The sequence below is a fragment of the Aeromonas sp. CU5 genome (assembly GCF_002586745.1).
GTDB lineage: Bacteria > Pseudomonadota > Gammaproteobacteria > Enterobacterales > Aeromonadaceae > Aeromonas > Aeromonas sobria.
In genome coordinates this window covers 2627428-2651241 of sequence record NZ_CP023817.1, presented here as the reverse complement: position 1 = coordinate 2651241, position 23814 = coordinate 2627428, and the positions used below count along the sequence as shown (strand labels likewise).

General features: G+C 58.3%; 19 protein-coding genes, 1 tRNA gene and 2 pseudogenes. 9 read left to right on the top strand and 13 right to left on the bottom strand.

What is annotated here, in order from left to right; translation table 11 throughout:
• Nucleotides 1-95: 95 nt before the first annotated feature.
• The 8 genes and pseudogenes from ychF to lolB form a co-directional block, all read right to left on the bottom strand.
• Nucleotides 96-1187, bottom strand: a complete 1092-nt coding sequence (gene ychF / locus CK911_RS11605; RefSeq protein WP_042020530.1) for a redox-regulated ATPase YchF — start codon at nt 1185-1187, stop codon at nt 96-98.
• Nucleotides 1188-1302: 115 nt separating this feature from the next.
• A pseudogene (locus CK911_RS21210) lies at nt 1303-1389 on the bottom strand (aminoacyl-tRNA hydrolase); the annotation flags it as partial.
• A gap of 33 nt (nt 1390-1422) precedes the next feature.
• Nucleotides 1423-2019 (bottom strand): aminoacyl-tRNA hydrolase, encoded by a 597-nt coding sequence (pth, locus tag CK911_RS11600; RefSeq protein ID WP_098970084.1) that lies wholly within the window; start codon nt 2017-2019, stop codon nt 1423-1425.
• A gap of 200 nt (nt 2020-2219) precedes the next feature.
• Nucleotides 2220-4208, bottom strand: a complete 1989-nt coding sequence (locus tag CK911_RS11595; RefSeq protein WP_098970081.1) for a bifunctional UDP-sugar hydrolase/5'-nucleotidase — start codon at nt 4206-4208, stop codon at nt 2220-2222.
• Nucleotides 4209-4324: 116 nt separating this feature from the next.
• Nucleotides 4325-5272 carry a ribose-phosphate pyrophosphokinase gene (locus CK911_RS11590; RefSeq protein ID WP_042020535.1) on the bottom strand — a complete coding sequence of 316 codons (948 nt, stop codon included), beginning with the start codon at nt 5270-5272 and terminating at the stop codon, nt 4325-4327.
• Between the two features lie 115 nt (nt 5273-5387).
• A tRNA-Gln gene (locus CK911_RS11585) sits at nt 5388-5462 on the bottom strand.
• Between the two features lies 1 nt (nt 5463).
• Nucleotides 5464-6312 (bottom strand): 4-(cytidine 5'-diphospho)-2-C-methyl-D-erythritol kinase, encoded by an 849-nt coding sequence (gene ispE, locus CK911_RS11580; protein ID WP_157774556.1) that lies wholly within the window; start codon nt 6310-6312, stop codon nt 5464-5466.
• Nucleotides 6312-6890, bottom strand: coding sequence for a lipoprotein insertase outer membrane protein LolB (gene lolB / locus CK911_RS11575; protein WP_172954009.1), 579 nt, complete (start codon nt 6888-6890; stop codon nt 6312-6314). Before lolB ends, ispE begins: the two co-directional genes overlap by 1 nt.
• A gap of 125 nt (nt 6891-7015) precedes the next feature.
• Here lolB and hemA point away from each other — a divergent pair, with 125 nt between their 5' ends.
• The 6 genes from hemA to kdsA all read left to right on the top strand — a co-directional run bounded on the left by hemA (nt 7016) and on the right by kdsA (nt 12473).
• A complete protein-coding gene (gene hemA / locus CK911_RS11570; RefSeq protein WP_098970076.1) occupies nt 7016-8272 on the top strand; it encodes a glutamyl-tRNA reductase in 1257 nt (418 codons plus the stop codon).
• 54 nt (nt 8273-8326) lie between these two features.
• On the top strand, nt 8327-9415 hold the full coding sequence (prfA, locus tag CK911_RS11565; protein WP_042020540.1) for a peptide chain release factor 1: 1089 nt from the start codon (nt 8327-8329) through the stop codon (nt 9413-9415).
• Nucleotides 9416-9476: 61 nt separating this feature from the next.
• A complete protein-coding gene (prmC, locus tag CK911_RS11560) occupies nt 9477-10322 on the top strand; it encodes a peptide chain release factor N(5)-glutamine methyltransferase (protein WP_098970074.1) in 846 nt (281 codons plus the stop codon).
• 88 nt (nt 10323-10410) lie between these two features.
• Nucleotides 10411-10794 (top strand): SirB2 family protein, encoded by a 384-nt coding sequence (locus CK911_RS11555; RefSeq protein WP_098970072.1) that lies wholly within the window; start codon nt 10411-10413, stop codon nt 10792-10794.
• 12 nt (nt 10795-10806) lie between these two features.
• Nucleotides 10807-11607 carry a SirB1 family protein gene (locus tag CK911_RS11550; protein ID WP_098970070.1) on the top strand — a complete coding sequence of 267 codons (801 nt, stop codon included), beginning with the start codon at nt 10807-10809 and terminating at the stop codon, nt 11605-11607.
• Nucleotides 11608-11618: 11 nt separating this feature from the next.
• Complete coding sequence (kdsA, locus tag CK911_RS11545) at nt 11619-12473, top strand: 3-deoxy-8-phosphooctulonate synthase (RefSeq protein ID WP_042020544.1); 855 nt, start codon at nt 11619-11621, stop codon at nt 12471-12473.
• 52 nt (nt 12474-12525) lie between these two features.
• On the opposite strand, the pseudogene CK911_RS11540 reads toward kdsA, so the two are convergent.
• Nucleotides 12526-13862, bottom strand: a pseudogene (locus tag CK911_RS11540) (IS4 family transposase).
• Between the two features lie 175 nt (nt 13863-14037).
• Between CK911_RS11540 and CK911_RS11535 the strand changes: the two are divergent.
• Nucleotides 14038-15000: an IS1595 family transposase gene (locus CK911_RS11535; protein WP_098969540.1), complete on the top strand. Its 963-nt coding sequence runs from the start codon at nt 14038-14040 to the stop codon at nt 14998-15000.
• A gap of 173 nt (nt 15001-15173) precedes the next feature.
• On the opposite strand, the gene CK911_RS11530 is transcribed toward CK911_RS11535, so the two are convergent.
• Together CK911_RS11530 and tal are read right to left on the bottom strand one after the other, a co-directional pair.
• Nucleotides 15174-15356 carry a DUF3545 family protein gene (locus tag CK911_RS11530; protein WP_042020087.1) on the bottom strand — a complete coding sequence of 61 codons (183 nt, stop codon included), beginning with the start codon at nt 15354-15356 and terminating at the stop codon, nt 15174-15176.
• A gap of 158 nt (nt 15357-15514) precedes the next feature.
• Nucleotides 15515-16465, bottom strand: coding sequence for a transaldolase (gene tal, locus CK911_RS11525; RefSeq protein WP_139425208.1), 951 nt, complete (start codon nt 16463-16465; stop codon nt 15515-15517).
• Nucleotides 16466-17166: 701 nt separating this feature from the next.
• Between tal and CK911_RS11520 the strand changes: the two genes are divergently transcribed.
• Nucleotides 17167-18597 carry a sodium:alanine symporter family protein gene (locus CK911_RS11520; protein ID WP_068976797.1) on the top strand — a complete coding sequence of 477 codons (1431 nt, stop codon included), beginning with the start codon at nt 17167-17169 and terminating at the stop codon, nt 18595-18597.
• A gap of 197 nt (nt 18598-18794) precedes the next feature.
• Here the strand turns inward: CK911_RS11520 and CK911_RS11515 are convergent, their stop codons facing one another.
• Nucleotides 18795-19409 (bottom strand): trimeric intracellular cation channel family protein, encoded by a 615-nt coding sequence (locus CK911_RS11515; RefSeq protein ID WP_042020091.1) that lies wholly within the window; start codon nt 19407-19409, stop codon nt 18795-18797.
• A gap of 146 nt (nt 19410-19555) precedes the next feature.
• Nucleotides 19556-20320: a sulfate transporter CysZ gene (cysZ, locus tag CK911_RS11510; protein WP_068976796.1), complete on the bottom strand. Its 765-nt coding sequence runs from the start codon at nt 20318-20320 to the stop codon at nt 19556-19558.
• 110 nt (nt 20321-20430) lie between these two features.
• Between cysZ and CK911_RS11505 the strand changes: the two genes are divergently transcribed.
• Nucleotides 20431-23805, top strand: a complete 3375-nt coding sequence (locus CK911_RS11505) for an AAA family ATPase (protein ID WP_098970066.1) — start codon at nt 20431-20433, stop codon at nt 23803-23805.
• Nucleotides 23806-23814 lie beyond the last annotated feature (9 nt).

Genomic DNA, 23814 nt, shown 5'->3' with positions numbered 1-23814 from the left:
TCTGTTTCCAGACGGGCTTTTTCAGCAATGTGTCACACCGACCACAACGCCGGATAGACCCTGTTTAACCGATTGTTTAAAAAGGGCTAAAGCACTTATACGTTGAACAGGAAGTTCATGATATCGCCATCTTTGACGATGTACTCTTTCCCTTCTGCACGCATCTTGCCCGCTTCTTTGGCGCCTTGCTCACCCTTGTAGGTAATGAAGTCGTCAAAGGCGATGGTTTGGGCGCGAATAAAGCCTTTTTCAAAGTCAGTGTGGATCTTGCCTGCCGCTTGCGGGGCGGTGGCGCCGACCGGGATGGTCCAGGCGCGAACCTCTTTAACACCGGCGGTGAAGTAGGTTTGCAGGTTGAGCAGCTCGTAACCGGAGCGGATCACCCGGTTCAGGCCCGGCTCTTCGATGCCAAGGTCTGCCATGAACTCGGCGCGATCGTCGTCGTCCAGCTCGGCGATGTCTGATTCGATGGAGCAGCAAACCACGACCACTACAGCATTCTCGGCGGCGGCGATTTCACGCACCTTGTCGAGGTAGGGGTTGTTGTCGAAACCATCTTCCGCCACGTTGGCGATGTACATGGTTGGCTTGAGGGTCAGGAAGTTGAACTGGCTGATTGCGCCCAGCTCTTCCTTGTCCAGCTTCAAGCCACGGATCATCTGGCCATCTTCCAGTGCAACGCGGATCTTCTCCAGCACTTCCACTTCCAGCTTGGCATCCTTGTCGCCACCTTTGGCGCGCTTGGATTGGCGGTGGATGGCGCGCTCGCAGGCGTCCAGATCCGACAGGGCCAGCTCGGTGTTGATCACTTCGATATCGTCAGCAGGGGAGACCTTGCCGGCAACGTGAATGATGTTCTCGTCGTCGAAGCAGCGCACCACGTGGCCGATCGCTTCGGTTTCACGGATGTTGGCCAGGAACTGGTTGCCCAGACCTTCACCCTTGGATGCGCCAGCAACCAGGCCTGCGATGTCGACAAATTCCATGGTGGTCGGCACAACGCGCTGCGGATTGATGATGGCAGCCAGCTGATCGAGGCGGGGATCCGGCATCGGGACCACACCGGTGTTCGGCTCGATGGTGCAGAACGGGAAGTTGGCGGCTTCGATACCGGCCTTGGTCAGCGCGTTGAACAGGGTGGATTTGCCTACATTGGGCAGGCCCACGATACCGCATTTAAAACCCATGGATTGTTACCTTATTGATGGATGCTGTTGGGGGCCGCCCACAGGCGGCCCATGTCATGCTTGTTCTGGTCGTTGCTCATGCACCGGCACAATGCCCGTACAGGGTCAAACCGACTTAACCTTTTTCAGCCTTGAAGCTGTGCAGCCGGTTCATGGCCTTGGTCATATCTTGTTTGAACAGGATGTCGGTGGCGTACATGGACATTCATCCCGCGCGTCATCGATCACCGCTTGTTCAGACTTTTTCGGCCTTGAAGCTGTGTAAGCGATTCATGGCCTTGGTCATATCTTGTTTGAACAGGATATCGGTGGCGCGCAGAGATTCGTCCAGCGCGGCGTCGATCAGGTTCTGTTCACTGCCGGGGGCCTTGGTCAGCACAAAGCCTGCCACCAGCTCTTTGCTGCCGGGATGGCCGATCCCGAGGCGCAGCCGGAAGAAGTTATTGTTGTTGCCCATTTTGGCGATGATGTCTTTGAGGCCGTTATGGCCGCCGTGACCACCGCCCTGTTTGAACTTGGCGATGCCCGGCGGCAGGTCAAGTTCATCGTGGGCAACCAGCATTGCTTCTGGCTCAATCTGATAAAAGCGCGCCAGAGCAGCGACCGCTTTGCCAGAGAGGTTCATATAGGTGTTCGGGATTAGCAGACGCACATCCTGCCCCTCGACCTGAATGCGGGCAGTATGGCCAAAGAACTTGGGTTCTTCACGCAGGCTGACATTGTGCCAGCGGGCCAGTTGCTCCACATACCAGGCGCCCGCATTGTGGCGGGTCTTGGCATATTCCGGGCCGGGGTTACCCAGTCCGACGATCAGTTTGATTTCGCTTGTCACGCTTGATGTCTTCACTCGCAGCTGCCATGGGTACACTACCCAGAGCAATAGGACGCAATATTCTAGCCGCCGAGTGACGATCACTCAACCAATGCTCATGTTCTGGCGGGATTTGAGCCACTCAGGCAGCTAACGGTCAGCTAGCAATCAATAAACAGGCCTCATGCAAGAGGCCTGTTGCAGGTAACGGATAGGCCGATTTACTTGGCTCGCAGCAGGGTGACTGTCTCTTCATCCAGTGCGGTCAGGGTGGGGCGAGCCTCGCGCACATACTCCACAAAGGAAGCGGCATCGGTGCCGCAATCCACGCCGCTGGCCTTGCAGTCGAGGGCCTGGCCCGGGGCATAGACGGCGCTGAGCAGTTCGCCGTTTTGTGCCACTTTCAGCACCGGGAAGGCGGTCAGCTTGCCGTTGACGCTGGCGATATCGACCCGCTCGCTCTGGTTGCGCTGGGCATTGGCCAGTGCCTGCCAGCCATCGTTGCCGTTGGCGCTGTAGGCGTTCATCACCACCCGATAGCGCTGGTTATCCAGCAGATCTTGCCACTCGCCGCTTGCGGTCTTGCGCTGCAACTGGCTCAGGGTGCCTGCTTTGCCTGCGTCGGTTTCCTGGAAGGTGTAGCGCAGGTTGCCACCGTAGGGGAACTTGCCAGCATGGGCGCTGGCGGGCAGGGTGGCAGTGATGGTTTCGCTCAGTAGGGCGCGCACTTCGGCGCCGGTCAGGGTCAGCACCGAGAGCTGGTTTTTGAACGGCAGCAGGGTGAGGGCACTATCCCCCTCGCGCCATTCGCCAGCAGGCAGTTCGGCGCGCACCCCGCCCACCGCCAGCAGGGCGAAGTCCACTGGGCCACCGGTCAGGGCTTGCACTGCTGGCGTATTGGCCCAGTAGAACTCCCCTTCGGCGACCAGCGGCGCCACATCGGAGCCGTGGCTGTCGCTGCCGTTGTCGCCGGGGCGCCGGGCATTTTGCAGCTGTGCGGGGATGGTGCCGATCACCGGGCCGTAGGCTTTCTCCAGCGCCGGTTTGTAGTGGCTGTCGATGATGCCGCGCAGGCGCGGATCCTCATCCACGGTTACCAGATTGGGTTGGTTGTCGACAAACTTGCTCGCCTCTTTGCTGCGGGTTTGGTCGAGCGCTTGCTTGCGGGCCGGATCGGCGAAGAAGTCGCGGCTGGCCAGCAGGCTGTTGTGGCCCTGGCAGTCGGTCAGCTGGCCTTGGCTGTCAAAGGTCACCTGCGCCAGACCGATGGCTTGGGCGTAAGAGCCTGCCTGCACCACGCAGGTCTTGCCAATGCCGTCTGGGTTGGTCACCAGCTTGGCGTAGTCGCCGGTCTTGCCCCAGCCAATATTGCGAAAATCGCCGAGCAGGCTGTGGGAGTGGCCGCCGACGATGGCATCGATGCCATTTACCTTGGCTGCCAGCGCCAGATCCCGCTCGTTGCCGATGTGGGTCAGGGCAACGATCTGGTTGATCCCTTTGGCCTGCAGCAGATCGACTGTGGCCTGAGCCGAGGTGACCTCTTTGCCAAAGCGCAGCTTGCCAACGTTGGGGGCGATATTACCCATGTCTTCCAGCACCAGACCGATGATAGCGACCAGCTGTTTGCCTTGCGGCAGCTTGTCGAGATCGATGACCGGGCTCTTCTGGTTGCCGTCAAAGGCATAGACCACGAAGGGCTTGAGGTTGTCTGCCTTGCTCAGGGCAGGATCGGCCTTGGTGTCGAGGTTGGCAGCCAGCACCGGGAAGTTGACCCCCTCAATGAAGCGGGCCAGCTTCTGGTTGTCCAGATCGAACTCGTGGTTGCCCAGCGCCATGGCATCCAGGCCAAACTGACTCAGCAGATCGGCATTGGCCATCCCTTCGTTGAGCTTGAAGTAGCCGCTGCCCTGCCAGGCGTCGCCACCGTGCAGCAGCAGTATGGGCTGGTTCTTGGCCAGTGCCTCGGCCTGATAAACCTTTGCCATGGTCAGCAGCCGGGGGTAGCCGCCAAAACGGGTGTAGAGGGTGTCCGTTTCCTCCTGCTGGCCAAAGATCTGCCCGGTTAGATCGGCATTGACCGGATCAAACTGGGAGTGGGTATCGTTCATGTGGGCCAGGGTCAGCACGAAGGGTTGACTCTCTTTCGCTGGCTGACAGGCAAACAGGGCGCTGGTGAGGGTCGCGAGCAGGAGGGGACGCAAGCAATTCATGGGTAAATCCTTAAGCCTGCCGGGGGCAGGGTCGTACCAGATAGCAAAGGGGTGGAAAGAGAGGGTTCAGAAAGACGAAAACCGCCAGCAGGCGGTTTTCGTTATTGCTGAATCTATCAATGCTCAAACATGGCAGAGATGGACTCTTCGTTACTGATGCGGCGAATGGCTTCGGCCAGCACGGTTGAGAGAGTCAGCTGTTTGACTTTACCAATCGCTTTCATCTCCGCGGTGAGCGGGATGGAGTCGGTGATGATCAGTTCATCGATCACCGAGTTCTTGATGTTCTCGACGGCAGTGCCAGAGAAGACCGGGTGAGTCGCATAAGCGAATACACGCTTGGCGCCACGCTCTTTCAGGGCTTCTGCGGCTTTGCACAGGGTGCCGCCGGTGTCGATCATGTCATCAACGATGACGCAGTCGCGGCCAGCAACATCACCGATCAGGTGCATGACCTGAGAGACGTTCGGGCGGGGACGACGCTTGTCGATGATGGCGATGTCGGTATCGTCCAGCAGCTTGGCGATGGCGCGGGCACGCACTACGCCGCCGATGTCTGGCGAGACGACAACTGGAGACTCGAGGTTCTTGGACTTCATGTCTTCCAGCAGTACCGGACTACCGAACACGTTGTCGACCGGAACGTCAAAGAAGCCCTGGATCTGCTCGGCATGCAGGTCAACGGTCAGCACGCGATCCACACCCACGCTGGAGAGGAAGTCAGCGACAACCTTGGCGGTGATAGGTACACGAGCGGAGCGGACGCGGCGGTCCTGACGGGCATAACCAAAGTAGGGGATAACGGCTGTGATACGGCCAGCTGAAGCACGACGCAGTGCATCCACCATAACGATCAATTCCATCAAATTGTCGTTGGTCGGGGCACAGGTGGATTGAATGATGAAGATATCGCCACCACGTACATTCTCATTGATCTGTACGCTGATCTCGCCGTCGCTAAAGCGACCTACGGCAGCATTGCCGAGTTTGATAAACAGGCGATCTGCGATCTTCTGGGCTAGTTCCGGCGTTGCGTTACCAGCAAACAGCTTCATGTCAGGCACGGTTTGAAACCTCGGGGTTGCATCCAGTATGTGGGGGAGTCTGAAATCAGACCCATATCGTTTTGGGGCAAACGATTTATCAAGATAACGAGCAAGGATATTATGGCTCTGGATTTGGCTGGGGTACTAGGATTCGAACCTAGGAATGGCGAGATCAAAACCCGCTGCCTTACCGCTTGGCGATACCCCAATCATTTGAACTGTTGCAATGTCCAGAAGAGAGGTGATATGTTCTCGCCTTTCGCGACAAACCCATCTAGCCCCTTCGGCACCTTGGCAAACACTTCCCGAGCAGTCACTTCGTCTTCAAATTGAGCAAAGACGCAGGCTCCTGTGCCCGTCATTCTCGACGGCGCGTATTCTAGCAACCAGCCGAGCGCATTGGCAACCTCGGGGTGGCGCTTTTTCACCAGTGATTCGCAATCGTTTTTCCACTCACCTGCCAGCAAGTTGTCCAGCGCCATTTTCGGAGTGGCTCTGGGCAGGTCCGGATCCTGAAATACCGCCGCCGTGGCCACATGGCAATCGGGTTTGAGTACCAGATACCAGGCGCTTGGTAATTCGACCGGTTGCAGCCGCTCGCCCACCCCTTCGGCAAAGGCGGCCCGACCACGGACAAACACCGGCACATCGGCCCCCAGCTGCACGCCGAGCTGTGCCAGTTCATCTTCGCTCAAACCGGCTTGCCAGAGCTGGTTAAGCGCCACTAGCGTGGTCGCTGCATCGGACGATCCGCCGCCAATTCCGCCCCCCATGGGCAGCACTTTCTCCAACCGGATATGGGCCCCCTGCGGGCTCGGCAGTTTTGCCTGCAGCAGGCGCGCCGCCCGGATGATCAGATTCTGCTCATCCGGTACCCCGGGAATGGCCGGGCTCAGGGTGAGTGTGTCGCTGCCGGAAATCACCTCGAACTCGAGCCAGTCGTTGTGATTGAGGAAGATAAACAGGGTTTGCAGCTCGTGATAGCCATCGGCGCGACGGCCATTGACGTGTAAAAACAGGTTGAGTTTGGCCGGTGCCGGCCAGCGTGTAGAAGCCATTAACGTGCAAGAGTCCATTGGTTGATCTGAAGCTTGAGGCGGCTGTTCTGGCCGGTCATGGTCAGTTGGTGGGGCAGGCGGTAGCCATCTTGATCCCGATAATCGCCATAGACGATCTGCCACTGGCCGTCACGGACACTGGCCAGACTGCTGTCGGGGTTGAGTGCAAACTCCGCCTGACCCGGCAGCCCCTTGATCCACTCCGGCAATCCGGCGACCGGAATATGCCAGCCGGTCAGTTGATAGATAAGCGCTTCGGCATCCTGGCTCTGGTGGCGCTTGCCGTCGCTGTCGAGCAGGGTGATCTCGCCTTTGCTGCGGGAGAGCTCCAGAATGCTGGTGCCGATCAGGCTGCTGAGGTTGAGGCGATAATCTTCGCCATCCTGCTGCCAGTTGAGGCGGGCGCTGCCTTTCTGCTGGGGGGTGATGATGGCCATCTTGCCGACGATCTGCCAGTGGGTCAGCTGTTCGAGACGGGTCCGCTCCTGGTTCCAGTTCACCTGATCCCGTTGGGGTTGGGTGGTGGCACAACCGGCCAGCAACAGCAGGCAGGTGAGGGTGAAAATACGCAACAGCACGGCAAGGCTCCAGAGAGAGGAATTTGCCACAGTATACGGGGCTGCCGTATTGCTTTTAAAGACTTACCCTTTCTCGTACAATTGCCGCCTTTGCACCCTGCATATGAAATGATCGTCGCCCACTCATGAGTTTGCTAGCACTCGGAATCAACCACAACACCGCCAGTGTCGCCTTGCGGGAGCGGGTCGCCTTTGGCCCGGACTGCATCGATCGCGCCTTGCGTGAGCTGGTGAGCCAATCCGGTGTCAGCGAAGCGGTGATTGTCTCAACCTGCAACCGGACCGAACTGTACTGCAACCTGGATGGCGAGCAGCAGAGCGATGTGTTGCGCTGGTTGCAGCAATTCCACGGGCTGGACGCAGCCGAATTGGTCAATGCCATCTATCAGCACCATGACGAAGAGGCGGTGCGCCACTTGATGCGGGTGGCGTGCGGGCTTGATTCGCTGGTGCTCGGTGAGCCGCAGATCCTGGGGCAGATCAAGCAATCCTATGCCCACGCCCAGCAGGCGGAGTCGGTGAAGGGGGCGCTGGAGCGGCTGTTCCAGAAATCTTTCTCGGTGGCAAAAAGAGTGCGCACCGATACCGAGATTGGCGCCAGTGCCGTGTCGGTGGCCTTTGCCGCCGTCAGCCTGGGTCGGCGGATCTTCTCCGATCTTTCCCAGACCAAGGTACTGCTGGTGGGGGCGGGGGAGACCATCGAGCTGGTGGCACGCCATCTGCGTGAGCAGAACGTCACCCGGATGATGGTGGCCAACCGCACCTTGCAGCGCGCCCAGACCCTGGCGGCCGAATTCGGTGCCCAGGTGATGACGCTCGAAGAGATCCCCGACTATCTGCACGAGGCGGATATCGTCATCAGTTCGACCGCCAGCCCCCTGCCGATCATTGGCAAGGGGATGGTGGAGCGTGCCCTCAAAGCCCGCCGCTCCAAGCCGATGTTTCTGGTGGATATCGCCGTGCCGCGTGACATCGAAGCCGAAGTCGATGAGCTCTCCGATGCCTATCTCTACACGGTGGATGATTTGCAGGGGATCATCGAGCAGAACCTCGAAACCCGTAAAAGGGCGGCGGCGCAGGCGGAAGTGATCGTGCAGGAAGAGCGCGACGAGTTTATGGGTTGGTACCGGAGCCAACGCTCGGTCGATCTGATCCGCGACTATCGTCATCAGTCCCAACAGGTGGCTGACGAAGAGCTGCAGCGCGCCCTGCTGGCATTGGCACAGGGCGAGAGTGCCGAGCAGGCGCTCAAGGCGATGGCCCATCGCCTCACCAACAAGTTGATCCACGCGCCGACCCAGGCCTTGCGCCAGGCGGCTTCCCAGGGCGATCAGAGCGAGCTGTCCCGCTTGCGGCAGGCGCTGGGATTGTCCCAAGAGTAATTGTTCGGGGTTGCCATGCTGGCGGCCCCTTCCTCCATTGAGAATGCAAGAGTTATGAATCCGTCACTGATCAGAAAGCTGGAAGGCCTCATCGAGCGCCACGAAGAAGTTCAGGCCATGCTCGGCGAGCCGGACGTAGTCTCGGATCAGGAGCGCTACCGCGCCCTGACCCGCGAGTATGCCCAGCTGGAAGATATCGTTCACGCTTTCCAGCATTATCGTCAGGCGCAGGATGATCTGGAGACCACCCAGCTGATGCTGGAAGAGGATGACGCCGACCTGCGCGAGATGGCGCAGGAGGAGTTGCCACTGGTCAAGGCCGCCCTGGAGCAGCAGGAGCAGGCGATGCAGGTCATGCTGCTGCCCAAGGATCCCCGCGATGACAATAACTGTTATCTGGAGATCCGCGCCGGTGCCGGTGGCGACGAAGCGGCGATCTTTGCGGGCGACCTGTTTCGCATGTATTCACGTTTTGCCGAGCGTCAGGGCTGGCGCCTTTCCATCGTCAGTTGCAACGACGGTGAATATGGTGGCTACAAGGAGGTGATCGCCAAGATCGACGGCGAGCGGGTCTATGGCCGCCTCAAGTTTGAGTCCGGTGGTCACCGGGTGCAGCGGGTGCCAGAGACCGAATCCCAAGGCCGGGTGCACACCTCCGCCTGTACTGTCGCCGTGCTGCCGGAAGTGCCGGAAGCCGAGCAGATCGAGATCAACCCTTCTGATCTGAAGATCGACACCTTCCGCGCCTCTGGTGCCGGTGGTCAGCACGTCAACAAGACCGACTCGGCCATTCGCATTACCCACCTGCCGACCGGTCTGGTGGTGGAGTGTCAGGACGAGCGCTCCCAGCACAAGAACCGCGCCAAGGCGATGTCAGTGCTCTCTGCCCGCCTGCAGGCTGCCGAGGATGAGCGCCACCGCGCCGCCGAACAGAGCACCCGCCGCAATCTGGTGGGCTCCGGTGATCGCTCCGAGCGCATCCGTACCTACAACTACCCGCAGGGCCGTCTCTCCGAGCACCGCATCAACCTCACCCTGTACCGCCTCTCCGAAATTTTGGAAGGGGATCTGGACTGCATCATCACGCCGCTGGTGCAGGAGTATCAGGCCGATCAGCTCGCCTCACTGGCCGAGAACAGTTGATGCAACTGGTGATCCGGCAAGCTCGCATTAAGTGTTGCGCCCATAGGATGGGGTGGCACTGATGCAGATCCAGCAGGCCCGCTCCCATATCATGACGGTGCTGGCTGGCGGGGAATCCCCCCGTGCCGACGCCGATGTGCTGCTCTGCCATCTGCTCGATTGTCGCCGCGGCTATCTGATGACCTGGCCCGAGCGCGAGCTGGATGCCGCCCAGCAGGCCACCCTGCAAGGGTGGCTTGACCGTCGGCTGGCGGGTGAACCCATCGCCCACCTCATCGGAGAGCGGGAGTTCTGGTCGCTGCCGCTGAAAGTGAGCCCGGCGACCCTGATCCCGCGCCCCGATACCGAGGTACTGGTGGAGCAGGCGCTGACCAAAATCCCGCAAGGACCGTGTGCCGTGCTGGATCTGGGCACCGGCACCGGCGCCATCGCGCTGGCGCTCAAGTCCGAGCGGCCCGAGGTCGATGTATGGGCGGTGGACAGGATGGCCGATGCCGCCGCATTGGCCCGCGAAAACAGCGCCGCGCTGGGATTGCCCATTGAAGTGCGCGACGGCAGCTGGTTCGAGCCGCTGGGTGAACCGGATCGCGACCAGACGCCTCGTTTTGCGGTGATTGTCTCCAATCCCCCCTATATTGATGGCGCCGATCCCCATCTCGAGCAGGGTGACGTACGGTTTGAACCACGCTCGGCGCTGGTTGCCGATGAGGCCGGATTGGCCGATATCCGCCACATCGTGGCCCATGCCCCCGCTTATCTGCTGACCGATGGCTGGCTGTTGCTGGAACATGGTTGGGATCAGGGCGCTGCAGTGCGGCAGTTGCTGGGGGATAGCGGCTACCGCGAGGTCGCCACGGTGCGCGATTACGGCGATAACGACAGGGTCACACTGGGGCGCTGTCCGTAGCGGAAAGGTCCCGTTTTAGCCTGAGTTTGGCCGAACGACAGGTTTTATACGCTGGGTGCCGTTGTGGCGCTCCTTGCAAGGATTAACGATGTATTTTGTGCTCAAACTGCTGCACTTCTTCCTGATTGCCGGGGCCGTGCTGATGTTTATGCTCCGCTTCTACTGGGTGCAAACAACCGCTGGCCGTGCCTACAGCGCGCCTGTGGTGAAACTCAGTGGCTGGCTCAACGGTCTGGTGGTGCTCTCCGGCGTGCTGCTCTGTGTTGCGTTGGATCTCAACCCGTTCAATAACGGCACACCTTGGCTCAGTGAAAAGTTGATGGGTATTGTGGTGCTGGTATTTCTGGCGACCATGGCGCTGCGGCTGGCCAAAAGCAATCTTATCCGCTGGTGTTCTTTTCTGGGCGCCCTGGGGTGGCTCTTTTTCATTGCCAAGTTGGCAGTGCTCAAACAGACGAGTTTATTCGGTTAAGGCATGAAAAAGATGTTACGCATAGACGAATGGACCGATTTTGAAGCTCATGACATCACCGAACTGGCGTTGTCGATCAGCGATGAGATTTACGGATCTGCCGAGCAGGGAGGGCGTGAGTTGACCCTGCTGGATGAGTGGCTGGATGAACAGATCGAAGAGGGAACCTGCGACGAGGTGCGTGAGCAACTGTTGCAGGGCTTTTACCAGCAGCTCGGTTTTCATGGCGACTGGCATGATTACTTCTCTGCAAATAATAGTGACCTCAATCAGGTTCTAGTGCAGCGCAAGGGGATCCCGGTCAGCCTCGGTATTTTGATTATTCAGCTGGGGCGCAAGCTCGGGCTCGATGTGGAGGGGATCTGTTTCCCCGGCCACTTTCTGGTGAGCTTTGCCGGTGGTGAAGGAGAGGTCTATGTCGATCCCTTTACCGGCGATGAGCTGAGTCTGGCGCGTATCGAACTATTGCTGCGCGGTGCGTTGGGGGATTTGGCCACCCTGACCCCGGCTTATCTGCAACCGTCTGGGCAGTGGGAAATCATCGAGCGACTGCTCAACGTCAGCAAGGGTGCCCTGCTGCGGGAAGATCGCATGCCTGAGGCGCTGCGCTGCAGCGAGCTGCTATTGCGCATGAAGCCGGGTGACCCGCTGGAGACGCGGGATCGCGGCTTTATCTACGAGCAGCTCGACTGCCCCCGTCAGGCCGCCGACGATTTTAGCTATTTTATTGAACAATGTCCGGACGATCCGGTAGCCGATGTGCTCAAAGTGCAGCTGGCTGCGCTGGATCTTAGCCCCAAGCCTCTTCATTAAGGATGTCTTAGATGGATCAGAAGAATATCAAGATCAACGAGATCGACGTTGCCAACGACAAACCGTTTGTGCTGTTTGGCGGCATGAACGTACTGGAATCGCGCGATATGGCGATGGCGGTGTGCGAGAAGTATATGGAAGTGACGACTAAGCTGGGTATTCCGTTTGTCTTCAAGGCGAGCTGGGATAAGGCTAATCGCTCCTCCATCCACTCCTATCGCGGTCCGGGTCTGGAAGAGGGGATGAAGATTTTCCAAGAGCTGAAGGCCACCTTCGGCATGCCGGTGATCTCCGATCTGCACGAGCCCCATCAGGCCAAGGCTGTTGCCGAGGTGGTTGATGTGATCCAGTTGCCCGCCTTCCTGGCACGCCAGACCGATCTGGTGGAGGCCATGGCGCGCACCGGTAATGTCATCAACATCAAAAAGCCCCAGTTCCTGAGCCCGGGTCAGATGAAGAACATCACCGACAAGTTCGAGGAGTGCGGTAATGACCGCTTGATCCTCTGCGAGCGCGGCGCCAACTTTGGTTACGACAACCTGGTGGTAGACATGCTGGGCTTGGGCGTGATGAAGAAGAGCACCGGCGGTTACCCGGTTATTTTTGACGTTACCCACTCCCTGCAGTGCCGTGATCCGTTGGGAGCAGCCTCCGGTGGTCGCCGCGAACAGGTGACCGAGCTGGCTCGCGCCGGTATGGCAGTGGGCCTGGCCGGTCTGTTTATCGAATCCCACCCGGATCCGAAAATCGCTCGCTGCGATGGCCCGAGCGCCTTGCCGCTGGAGAAGCTGGAAGGCTTCCTCAAGCAGATGAAGGCCATCGATGACCTGATCAAGGGCTTCGAACCTCTCGATACCTCGGTCTGATCCCGAGGCTGTCGTGCTTGATGAAAAATGCCCCGTAATGCGGCAATGCTGTTCACTTAAGCGGAGCCGCATTGCGATCTACCGGAAAACGGGTCTTTGATATCTTCACCGCCCTGGGTCTCGATGGCCTGGGGCGTTTTTCTATGAACATGATGCCTATGCTGCCCCGCAACTCCGCCAATCTCCGCGGCGTATGCGCTGGCGATAGCGCGCCAGCCATCACCGCCATCTGGTTCGCTATGAACTGACAGGCAAATTTGAAGCTCACCTCATTGGGTGCTCGCTGATGGACTACCGCTGCCTGGCTCGCCTCCCGCCTGACCAGATTGTATCCAAGCAGCAAACCCCACAGCTCCTGATAGACCAAGTCCACTTTCTTGCTTCTCAGCGTGATGGCATTGTGCTGCATTGAGCTTTTGATATCCCGGTATCCCAGCTCGATTTCCCAGCGCTCGTGGTACAGGGTCGCCACCTGAGCTGCGCTGAATCGCGCCACGGGCAGTGAGGTAAATACCGTTTTCTCCTTGCCTGCCACCTCATAGGTCACTGCACGAACTTGCCAGTGCGTCGGCAACGCCGGGTTTTTCTTGCGTGCCTGAGTGAGACCTTCATTTGCAACAGACGGTCACCGTCGCCATAGCGTTCAAGTTCCGTATACACCAGCCCCTTGCGCTCCGGGATGAGCCAGTGACGATGGGTGTCTTCGGCCTGAATACGCAGCAACAGGTCGGCACCGAAGAAACCTTTATCCAGCAGGGTTACCGAATTGTCCGGCAATGATTGAATGAACTCGCTGGCCAGGGGGATTTCCCCTTTGCGGTACGGGCTGATGGCCGCGTTGGCAATGACATGCGAACGGACATTCATCAGCGTGACCAACCGCAGCATCGGGTAGGGGGTTTGCCGGTTGGTTGAGGTGTTACCCGAGCCGAAATGCGCTCTGAGTTCAGGCATATCCTGGGTTCGGAACAGGGCGCCATCGATAGCAAAGACTTGTAAGCCGTGCCACTGGCCTTCAGGATAACGTTCCCGCCCCCACACATCAGCACACTGCTTGAATAGCCACTCGAGCGGCTGTTTGCCGAGTCGCTGACGGGCTTGAGACAGGGCACTGTCAGCGAGCAAGGCATCATTTGCCAAACCTTCGGCACAGATGTTGAGGCGCCGAGCGACCTCGGAGATGGGCTCATTGCGAAAAAAGGCCATCCCCACGACGAGCCACAAGACCATATCAGCAGGTAAGCGGCGTCGGCGGATAGTGGCCTTTTCAGACAAGGCGGCAGCGGCAGTAATCCATTCGTCGGGAATATGGTCGGCAAAAATTGCCAACCGGGCCAGCATGTCGCCAGATGCTTCAATAACATCGCTCAGGTCGTTTGCAATAGACATAAAAAAATCCGGAACCAATGATTGGTTCCGGATTGTCCTACAGCAGAAGGATCGGTCAATGGATCCTTAACTGATCAGCATTGCGTTATCAACGGGGGTTTTTTATTAGGCTCTGTCCCAATTATGTGTTGAAAGGCTAAGCTTGAAGTAGGTCATTACCTTGAGGTCTACCATCATGGATACCCCAGCCTTTCAACACCTGTTGTCTCTCTTTCCACAGCTTACCCTGCGCCAACGCCGTGTTGCCCGGCAGGAGCTCATGGCGCCCCACACCATTACCTCACTCAATACCCAGCTACCTGCATGCAGCGGTTGCCCACATTGTCAGGCCGATGCCAATCAGCTGGCACCATGGGGATGGAGTCGCGGACTACGTCGCTATCGTTGCAAACTGTGTCTACGCACCAGTACCGTGCTGACCAAGACCCCCTTGGCCAGATTACGTAAAACGCAGTGCTGGGAAGACTACGCGCAAGCCCTCATTGAAGGACTCACTGTCCGCCGGGCAGCTCTGCGTTGCGGGGTCAGCAAGAACACCGCTTTCCTCTGGCGCCACCGCTTCTTGCGTGCGATGGCCGCCCATCAAGCCACACGGGAAGAGGGCATCGTTGAGGTCGACGAGACCTTCTTCCTCGAGTCGTTCAAGGGGCAGCGGGGATTACCTCGTCTGGCTCGGTGTCGAGGAGGTAAAGGGCGAACCCGGGGAACCGGGCCCGATTACATCCCTGTGATGGTGGTGCAGGACCGTGCTGGTCACCATGCAGATTTTCAGTTGGAAAAGATGAATGCCGAAACAGTTATCGCGGTCTTGAAGCCCCTGGTCTCGCCGGATGCAGTGCTGTGTAGCGATGGTGCGGGCGTATATGCCAGTTTCAGCAAAGAGCAGGGCGTGACCCATAAGGTGGTGCGCAATCGTCAGGGTGAGCGGGTAGTAGGAGCATTCCACATTCAACATGTAAACGGATATCACCATCGATTGAAAGAATGGATGGTGCGCTTTCATGGCGTGGCGACTCACTACCTGAGGAATTATCTGGGTTGGCGCAGGATGCTGGAGCGTTACGGGAAGGGAGTGAATATCAAAGCGTGTCTGCATGAGGCGCTGGGGCACCCCATGCAACACGTAATTGGGACATAGCCTTTTATTACTGGCAGCGCCCATCCTGCTCAATGCTGCGGGTGGCTTGTCACCCGTTTTGTCAGCGTTTCATGACTGCTGCAGCAGACCTGTGTGAGAGGGATTGGATGTTACCCAGCAGACATAAAAAAGCGCCCCGTTGATTGGGGCGCTTTTGTCTGAGTTAGGTGCTGTTACAGTTGAAACTCGTCTGTCAGACCTTCATACGCGATATCAATAGATTGCAGCTCCTTCTGCAAGCGCTGTTTGTCTTTGAGCGCTTCGATTTCACGCCATTTACGTTTCTTTCCCGTTGTCCCGCGGCTACGTGAACCGAGCTCAACTACCTCGTCATAATCGAAGTTGAACATTTCCATGGCTCCCTCCTTGGTTTTTATCGTTTTCATCACCCGTATAACATAACGAAGTTGAAAGTAAAACGTTTTCTTTACAGGGTTATGACAAGGTTGGAAAAGTCGATAAAAAAAACCGGGTGCCTTACCAGGCACCCGGTTTTACCAGAAAAATGAACCGATTACAGGCGGCTTGCCAGCATGGTTTCCAGCTTGCCCTGGTCGATGGCAAACATGCGGATGCCTTCACCCAGTTTCTCGTGGGCCATGGCGTCCTGGTTCAGTTCCCAGCGGAAGTCGGCTTCGGTCATCGGGGTCGGTTTGGCCTTGCGCTCACCGGTGTAGTTCAGCTTGCGTACCACGGCGCCTTCGGTTTTGCTCAGCTCTTCCAGCAGCGCTGGGCCAATGGTCAGGCGGTCACAACCAGCCAGTTCCAGGATCTCGCCGGTGTTGCGGAAGCTGGCACCCATTACCACGGTCGGGTAGTCGTGCTGCTTGTAGTAGTCGTAGATGGCGGTGACAGAGACGACGCCCGGATCTTCGCTTTGGGTGTAGTCACGGTTGTGCTTGGCCTTGTACCAGTCGAGGATGCGACCCACGAACGGGGAGATCAGGAAGGCACCGGCTTCGGCGCAGGCACGAGCCTGGGCGAAGGAGAACAGCAGGGTCAGGTTGCACTGGATACCCTCTTTCTCCAGTACCTCGGCGGCGCGGATCCCTTCCCAGGTGGAGGCCAGCTTGATCAGAATGCGGTCGTTGCTGATACCAGCTTCGTTGTAAAGACGGATCAGCTTGCGTGCTTTGGCGATGCTGGCAGCGGTATCGAAGGAGAGACGGGCATCCACTTCGGTAGAGATACGGCCCGGAACGATCTTCAGCACTTCCAGACCGATGTTGACGGCCAGCTTGTCGCCCGCGTCGATGATTTGCTGCGCCTTGTCCTGGCTCTGGGCTTTGGCCCACTTGATGGCGTCTTCGATCAGCGGAGCGTACTCGGGGATCTCGGAGGCCTTCAGAACCAGAGAGGGGTTGGTGGTGGCATCGATGGGCTGATAGCGTTTGATGGCTTCGATATCACCGGTGTCGGCAACAACAGTGGTCAGGGCTTTCAGCTGGGTTAATTTATCGGCCATAGCGAATATCATCTCTTAATGAGGGAGTCATCCCTGGGTTGCGGGCTTGAGACGGTGGTTCTGAAATAAAATTACAGGATCTTGATGCCTCAGGCTCAGAAAAGCGCGATGGGGGTGACCCATCGTCATTGCCTGCCTAATTAATACTTATGTGGTGCATCCTGCAATAGGGGCGCTTGGCTGTTAAATATCCAAGCGGTCTGGCCATACCGTTTTAGTACTAGAAACTATATGATTAATAAGGTTTTTTGTATTTTTCTGCAGGACATTTCCGGTTTGCTTGCAGATCAACTTTTTTAGCCAATATTCATATTTGTGTCGCCGATCACATAAATTACCTCATCACCTACTTGTAATTTTATTACTAGGAAAACGTTTGGCAAAATATCCCTGTTTGAAAGCCATTTCAGGCAAGCGTTTGCCTTTGCGAATAACTCATCAGAGCGAGATAAAAATGGTTTTCTTATGAGGCTCTACACTGGCGTGCCTGATTAAATTATTGGATTTGTTGAAAGTTTGCGATTTAAATGGCGCTTTATGAGCGTTTACCGTTCGTTTTTTGTGTCCCGGGTGATCGGGATCACTATTCCGGGCTCTCCCGCTGTGCTAGATTCCGCCCCTTTAGCGAAACGCTAATTAAACAACAGACAGAAAACGGTCAGCGCAGACTGGCCATGGATGTGAATAACAACGAGAGAATTATGGACACCTTGATTGCGATGCTAAACGACCTGATGTGGGGAGCTGTGCTCATCTACCTGCTGATCGGGGTCGGGATCTTTTTCACTTTCAGACTGGGTTTTATCCAGATCCGTCACTTTGGCCACATGTTTTCCGTGCTGAAAAACAGCCGTAAATCTGACAATGCTGGCATCTCCTCTTTTCAAGCGCTCTGCACCAGTCTTGCCGCCCGCGTGGGCACTGGCAACCTGGCCGGTGTGGCTGTTGCCATCTATCTGGGCGGCCCCGGTGCCATCTTCTGGATGTGGCTGATCGCCTTTATCGGCATGGCGACCGCCTTCGTCGAAAGTACCCTGGCCCAGCTTTACAAAGTTAAGGATGAGGATGGCAACTACCGTGGCGGCCCGGCTTATTACATGGAAAAGGGCCTTGGCATGCGCTGGATGGGGGTGCTGTTCTCGCTCTGTCTGATCCTCGCGTTCGGTCTGGTATTCAATGCGGTGCAGGCCAACTCCATCAGTCTGGCGATGAAGGTGGCGTTCGGTATTCCTGACTGGGTCAGCGGTCTGGCACTGGTGGTACTCTCCGGCCTCATCATCTTCGGCGGCATTCGTGGCATTGCCCGTTTTGCCGAGCTGGTGGTGCCGGTGATGGCGCTGGCATATATCCTGCTGGCGCTGGTGATCGTGGCGATGAATATCACCGAGCTGCCCCATGTCTTCATGTTGATCATCAAGTCCGCTTTCGGGATTGAGCAGGCGGGTTCTGGCGCCATGGGTTATGCCATCTCCCAGGCGATGATCAACGGCATCAAGCGCGGTCTCTTCTCCAACGAGGCGGGGATGGGTTCTGCCCCCAACGCCGCCGCGACAGCGACGCCCTATCCGCCGCACCCGGCTTCTCAAGGCTATGTACAGATGCTGGGGGTCTTTATGGACACCATCGTCATCTGTAGCTGTACCGCCGCCATCATCCTGATGTCCGGTCAGTTTGAGCCGGGCTCCGGCGTGACAGGGGTGGAGCTGACCCAGCGGGCACTCTCTTCCCAGATTGGCAACGGCGGCAATATCTTCATTGCGGCAGCGATCTTCTTCTTCGCGTTCACCTCTATCGTGGCGAACTACTCCTATGCCGAGACCAATCTGGTGTTCCTTGAGCACAACCACAAGGGCGGCCTGATGCTGTTCCGGGTGTTCGTGCTGGGGATGGTGATGTTCGGTGCCGTGGGTGAGTTGCCGATTGTGTGGGCCATGGCCGATGTCTCCATGGGGTTGATGGCCATCGTCAACCTGGTGGCGATCTTGCTGCTCTCTGGTGTGGCGATCAAACTGGCCAAGGATTACAACGATCAGCTCAGACTGGGTAAGGTACCGACCTTCGATGCCAACAAATACCCGGAGATACGCTCCCAGCTGGAAGCAGGGATTTGGGACAATCCACCCCAAAAATAATAATCTGAAAGGTCTATGAAGGGGGGCGCGGATGGCGCCCCCTGTTTATTGGCTCTGCCCCGATTAGCTGGGCGGTTGCAAGGGCTGAGTGCAACAGGTAATTGGGGCATAGCCATCAATATGCTCATGAAAAAAGCGCCACTCGGGCGCTTTTTTGTTGCTCGCAATCCATACCGCCTCGCCAGAAGCCAGCGTACTCAGTGGGTCGCGTACTGGTAGTTGAAGGTGGGCAGTCCCCACTTGAAGCGTACCGCCAACAGTCGCAGCACAAAGCCGATGCCGATGGAGCCGAAGGCCGCCCAGTTGGTCGGCAAGCCCTGATCCAGCGCCAGACAGTAGAGAGCAGCAGTGATCAGTGAAATGGCCGCATAGAGCTCGCGACGAAACACCAGCGGAATCCGCTGGCAGAGCAGATCCCTGAGCACCCCGCCAAATACCCCGGTCACCACCGCCATGATGCAGGCAATACCGGCACCGTGGCCCATCTCCAGCGCACGGGCAGCGCCAAAGATAGAGAACACCACCAGCCCCAGCGCATCGAGTGCCAGAAACAGCTTGCCGAGATAGCGCATCAAGGGGGCCGAGACCACTCCCGCCATCGCCGCGGCAGCAACCAGCAGCACATATTCCGGGTGTTCAATCCAGAGCAGCGGATAGTGGCCCAGCAGCACATCGCGAATGGTACCGCCCCCGATGGCCGTCGCCGAGGCGATGATCACCACACCAAACAGATCCATCCGTCGCCGACCCGCGGCCAGCGCGCCAGTCATCCCTTCGGCTACCAGGCCGATCAAGAAGAGAGCATGTAACATGAGATATTCCAGGGTACGAGAAAGGCCCGTATCCTACCTACTCGTGTTATATGGGACAAGTAATCCAACCTATACATGAATTTAATTCATGCTAAATAGTAAAAAGGCACCGTTTCGGATGCCTTTTTCTAATCAACGTTCAAGGGTTAGCGCCCCAACTGCTCCTGCCGGTAGTGATCGACCCACATGGCGGTGGCGCCACAGATGGCGACGGGCATCACAAACAGGTTTACCACCGGAATGGCGGAGAAGAGGGTGACCAAGGCGCCGAAGCTCAGGCTCTTGCCACGGCGTTGCTTCAAGGCATCGCGCATGGTGATGAAGTCGATCTTGTGGTTGTCGAACGGATAATCCACATACTGGATCGCCATCATCCAGGCACTGAACAGGAACCAGAGCACCGGCGCCAGGGTCTGGCCGACCACCGGGATGAAAAACAGGATCAGGCAGCCGATGGCCTTGGGCAGGTAATACTTCAGTTTGGTCCATTCACGGCCGAAGGTGCGCGGCACATCCTTGACGATATCCAGCATGCCGCTGTCATTGGCGGGCTGGCCGGTGAGGATCTGCTCCACTTTTTCCGCCAGCAGGCCGTTGAACGGGGCGGCGATCCAGTTGGTGACCGAACTGAAGATAAACGAGAAGACCACCAGTATGGTGATGAGCGCGATGGGCCACAGCAGGTAATCGAGCCAGTCTAGCCAGGCCGGGATCTGCTGATGGAGCCAGGCGAACAGACCGTCAAGTTGCAACAGGAGGGCATAGAAGGCCCCGGCAAACAGCACGAAGTTGACTAACAGCGGGATCAACACGAAGGTGCGGATGCCCGGTTGGCGGATCAGGGAAAAACCGCGCAGGAAGTAGTCTGCACCACTGATTGACTCTTTGACCATATGGGGGGATTGGCTCATGTGAGCTCCATCTATGCATGGGAGAACAGCCAGCATATTACAAACATCCCTTTGATTTGGTAAAGTCGCCTGCCCGCCTTCCTTTTATTTCGCCACTGATACAGGTCGCCATGCGTCTGAAACTGATCAAACTCGCCGGCTTCAAGTCGTTCGTCGAGCCGACCCGCATTGAATTATCGGCAGACATGACTGCCGTGGTGGGCCCTAACGGCTGTGGCAAATCCAACGTGATCGATGCGGTGCGCTGGGTGCTGGGAGAGAGCTCTGCCCGCCATCTGCGTGGCGAGAACATGACCGATGTCATCTTCAATGGCTCCATCAATCGCAGCCCCCATGGTCGCGCCTCGGTCGAACTAGTGTTCGACAATCCCCATAATCGGGTCCCCGGTGAATTTGGCCGTTTTACCGAAATTTCGGTGCGCCGCGAAGTGCTGCGTGACGGCTCCAACTATTACCAAATCAACGGCCAGAAGTGCCGCCGCAAGGATGTGACCGACCTCTTCCTTGGTACCGGTCTTGGCCCCCGCAGCTACGCCATCATCGAGCAGGGCACCGTGAGTCGACTGGTGGAGTCGCGCCCTGCTGACCTCAAGCTCTTTATGGAGGAGGCGGCTGGCGTCTCTCGCTACAAGGAGCGACGCCGCGAAACCGAGCAGCGGATTCGCCACACTCGCGAGAATCTGGAGCGGCTCGGCGATATTCGCGGCGAGTTGGGTGCTCGTCTCGATCACCTTAAATCCCAGGCCGAAACGGCCGAGCGCTATAAGCAGCTCAAGAGCCGTTCGCGCGCCGCGCGCGCCGAGCTTATCGGCTCCGAGTTGTGGGCGCTGGAAACCCGTCTGGGCGAGGCGAAAGCCGAGCTGGCGCAGGCCGAGCAGGCGTTGGCCGCATTGGATGCCAAGCGCACCGCCGACGAGGGGCGCCACGTCACCCTGTCGGTCGCCAGACAAGAGGCGCAAGCCGAGCAGGCGAGTCGCCAGCAACAGATTTTTCTCGGGGGGCAAGCCATCGCCCGGCTGGAACAGCAGCAACTGCACCAGAGCGAACTGGGGCGTGACTGGCAGGCCCGTGCTCAAGCGTTGGGCGAGCGGATCGCCACCCGCAAGGAGCAGCTTGCCAGCCAGCAGGAGCAGTTGACCGAAGGGGTATTGCGCGGCGAGCAGGAAGACGCCCGGCTGGAGCAGTGTGAGCAGTTGCTCACCGAACAGCAGGAGACCCGCCAGCAGGCCAGCGAGGGACTGGAGCGGGCCCGTCAATGCCAGCAGCAGTGGCAGCAGCAGGTGACCCTGTTACAGGGCCAACTTAACCAGACTCGTGCCCGGTTGGGGGGTCTGCAGGAGCTGCAAGCCAAGACTCGGCTGGCCCGTCTCAAACTGGAAGATGAGCGCTCCGGCCCCCTTGGCGCAGAGGCCAACGATCTGCAACCGGCCCTCGATGCCTTGAGTGGCGAGCTGGAGTTGACGCGGGCCGCCACCGGCGAGCTGACCGAGCAGCTGGCCTTAGCCGTCGAAGCCCATGAGCAACTCAAGCAGCAGCATGGCCAGCAGCTAGGCCTGCAACGGGAGCTGCAGGCGCGGCAGGGGACGCTGGACCAGATCCTCGGCGAGCAAATGGAGGGGGCGACCCTGGCCGATCGGCTGCAGGTTGCCCCCGAGTGGGCATCGGCGCTCGACAAGGTACTTGGCCGCTGGCTGACCGCCACCCCTGCGGACGAGTGCAATCTGGCGCAAGAAGGTCTCTGGATTGGCCCGGCGCAACCGGCGGTTGCCGGCACTCTGGCGGCGCAACTGGGCGGCGAGCACATTCCCGCTTTCCTCAATGCTATCTGGCTGGTCGAAAGCCGCGAGGCCGCATTTGCCCGCCAGCATACCCTTGCCGCCGGTGAGTCACTGCTGACCAGTGCGGGCGACTGGTTCGGTCCCAACTGGACAGATCTGGGGCAGGGCGCGGCGCTCGGCACCATGGCGCTGCTGGGGGAGCGTGAGCGGTTGCATTCCGAGCAGGAGAGCGTTGCCGCGGGGCTGGCGCAACTGGCTGAGCAACTTGTCGCAGCCGATGCCCGGCGCGCGCAACACGCCAGTGCCCAGGAGTTGTCGCAGCGAACCTTGCGCGAGCAGGAGCAAAAATGGCAACAACTGCGCGAAGCCTGGAGCCTGCAACAGGGTCAGCGGCAGGAGCGGTTGCAGCGGCTGGGCCAGCTTGGCGAAGAGCTGATCCGGCTCGATCAGGAGCAGGCCGAGGAGGCAGAGCGGCTGGCCAGCGCCCGTGAGCAACTGGAGCTCGATGAAGCGCGTCTTGCCGAGTTGCAGGAGCAGGGGGAACCGCTGACCCAAGGGTTGCAGGCCGCTCAGGAGCGGGTGACCCGCTGCGAGCGGGCGGTGGAGGAGGCGCGTTTGCGCCGTGAACAGCAACAGGCTGCCAGTCAGCGTTTGCAGCTGGAGCTGGTTAACTTGCGCCACTTGCTCACCTTGGGCCAAGAGGAGCTGGCAAGGCTTGGGCTGGATCTGGCCGGGCTCAAGGGGCCTGCGAGTGATGCAGGGCCTGATCTGGGCCCGTTGCTGGCAGATCAACGCAGTCTGGAAGCGCTGCAACTGGCTTGCCAGCAACGCTTGAGCGAGCTGGAGCGTCAGTTGAGCGAGCTGGAGCAGGCCAGAAGTGCCGATCACAAGCAACTGGTGACCCTGCAGGAGAAGCTGGCGACTCTGCGTTTGGAGCGAGAGCGCAACCTCACCCGTCGGCAAGGGCTGCACGAACAGTTTGAAGAGCTGGGGGTCAGGCTGGTGGATCTCGATCAGGCGGTACTGATTGCCGCCGATCGGGGCAAATTGCGGCAGGAGATCCAGACCCTGGAGGCGCAAGTGGAGGCACTTGGCGCCATCAATTTGGCAGCGCTGGCGGAGTATGAAGAGGCGAAAACCCGGGCAACTTACCTGGAAAACCAGTGTCAGGATCTCGAACAAGCGCTGGAAACATTGAGCCAAGCCATTAAAAGAATTGATAAAGAGACACAAATACGGTTCCGGGATACTTTCGATAAGGTCAACGAAGATTTAAAATCCCTGTTTCCGAAAGTGTTCGGTGGGGGCAGTGCCTGGCTTGAGTTGACCTCCGATGATCTTTTGGAGGCCGGAGTGAGCATCATGGCGAGACCTCCGGGTAAGAAGAATGCTACCATTGCCCTGCTTTCCGGGGGGGAGAAGGCGTTAACCGCGCTTGCGCTGGTTTTTGCCATCTTCAGACTCAACCCAGCACCATTTTGTTTGCTGGATGAGGTGGATGCACCGCTCGATGAAGTGAACGTCGGTCGCTTCTGTTCTCTTGTCAAAGAGATGTCGAGCACAGTACAGTTCGTTTACATCAGTCATAATAAGGTCTCCATGGAGATGGCTGAGCAGCTGGTTGGCGTCACGATGCAAGAGCCCGGGGTTTCTCGCATTGTGTCGGTCGATATTGGTGCCGCCGTCGCTTTGGCTGAGCAAAACTAGAAAGAGAAG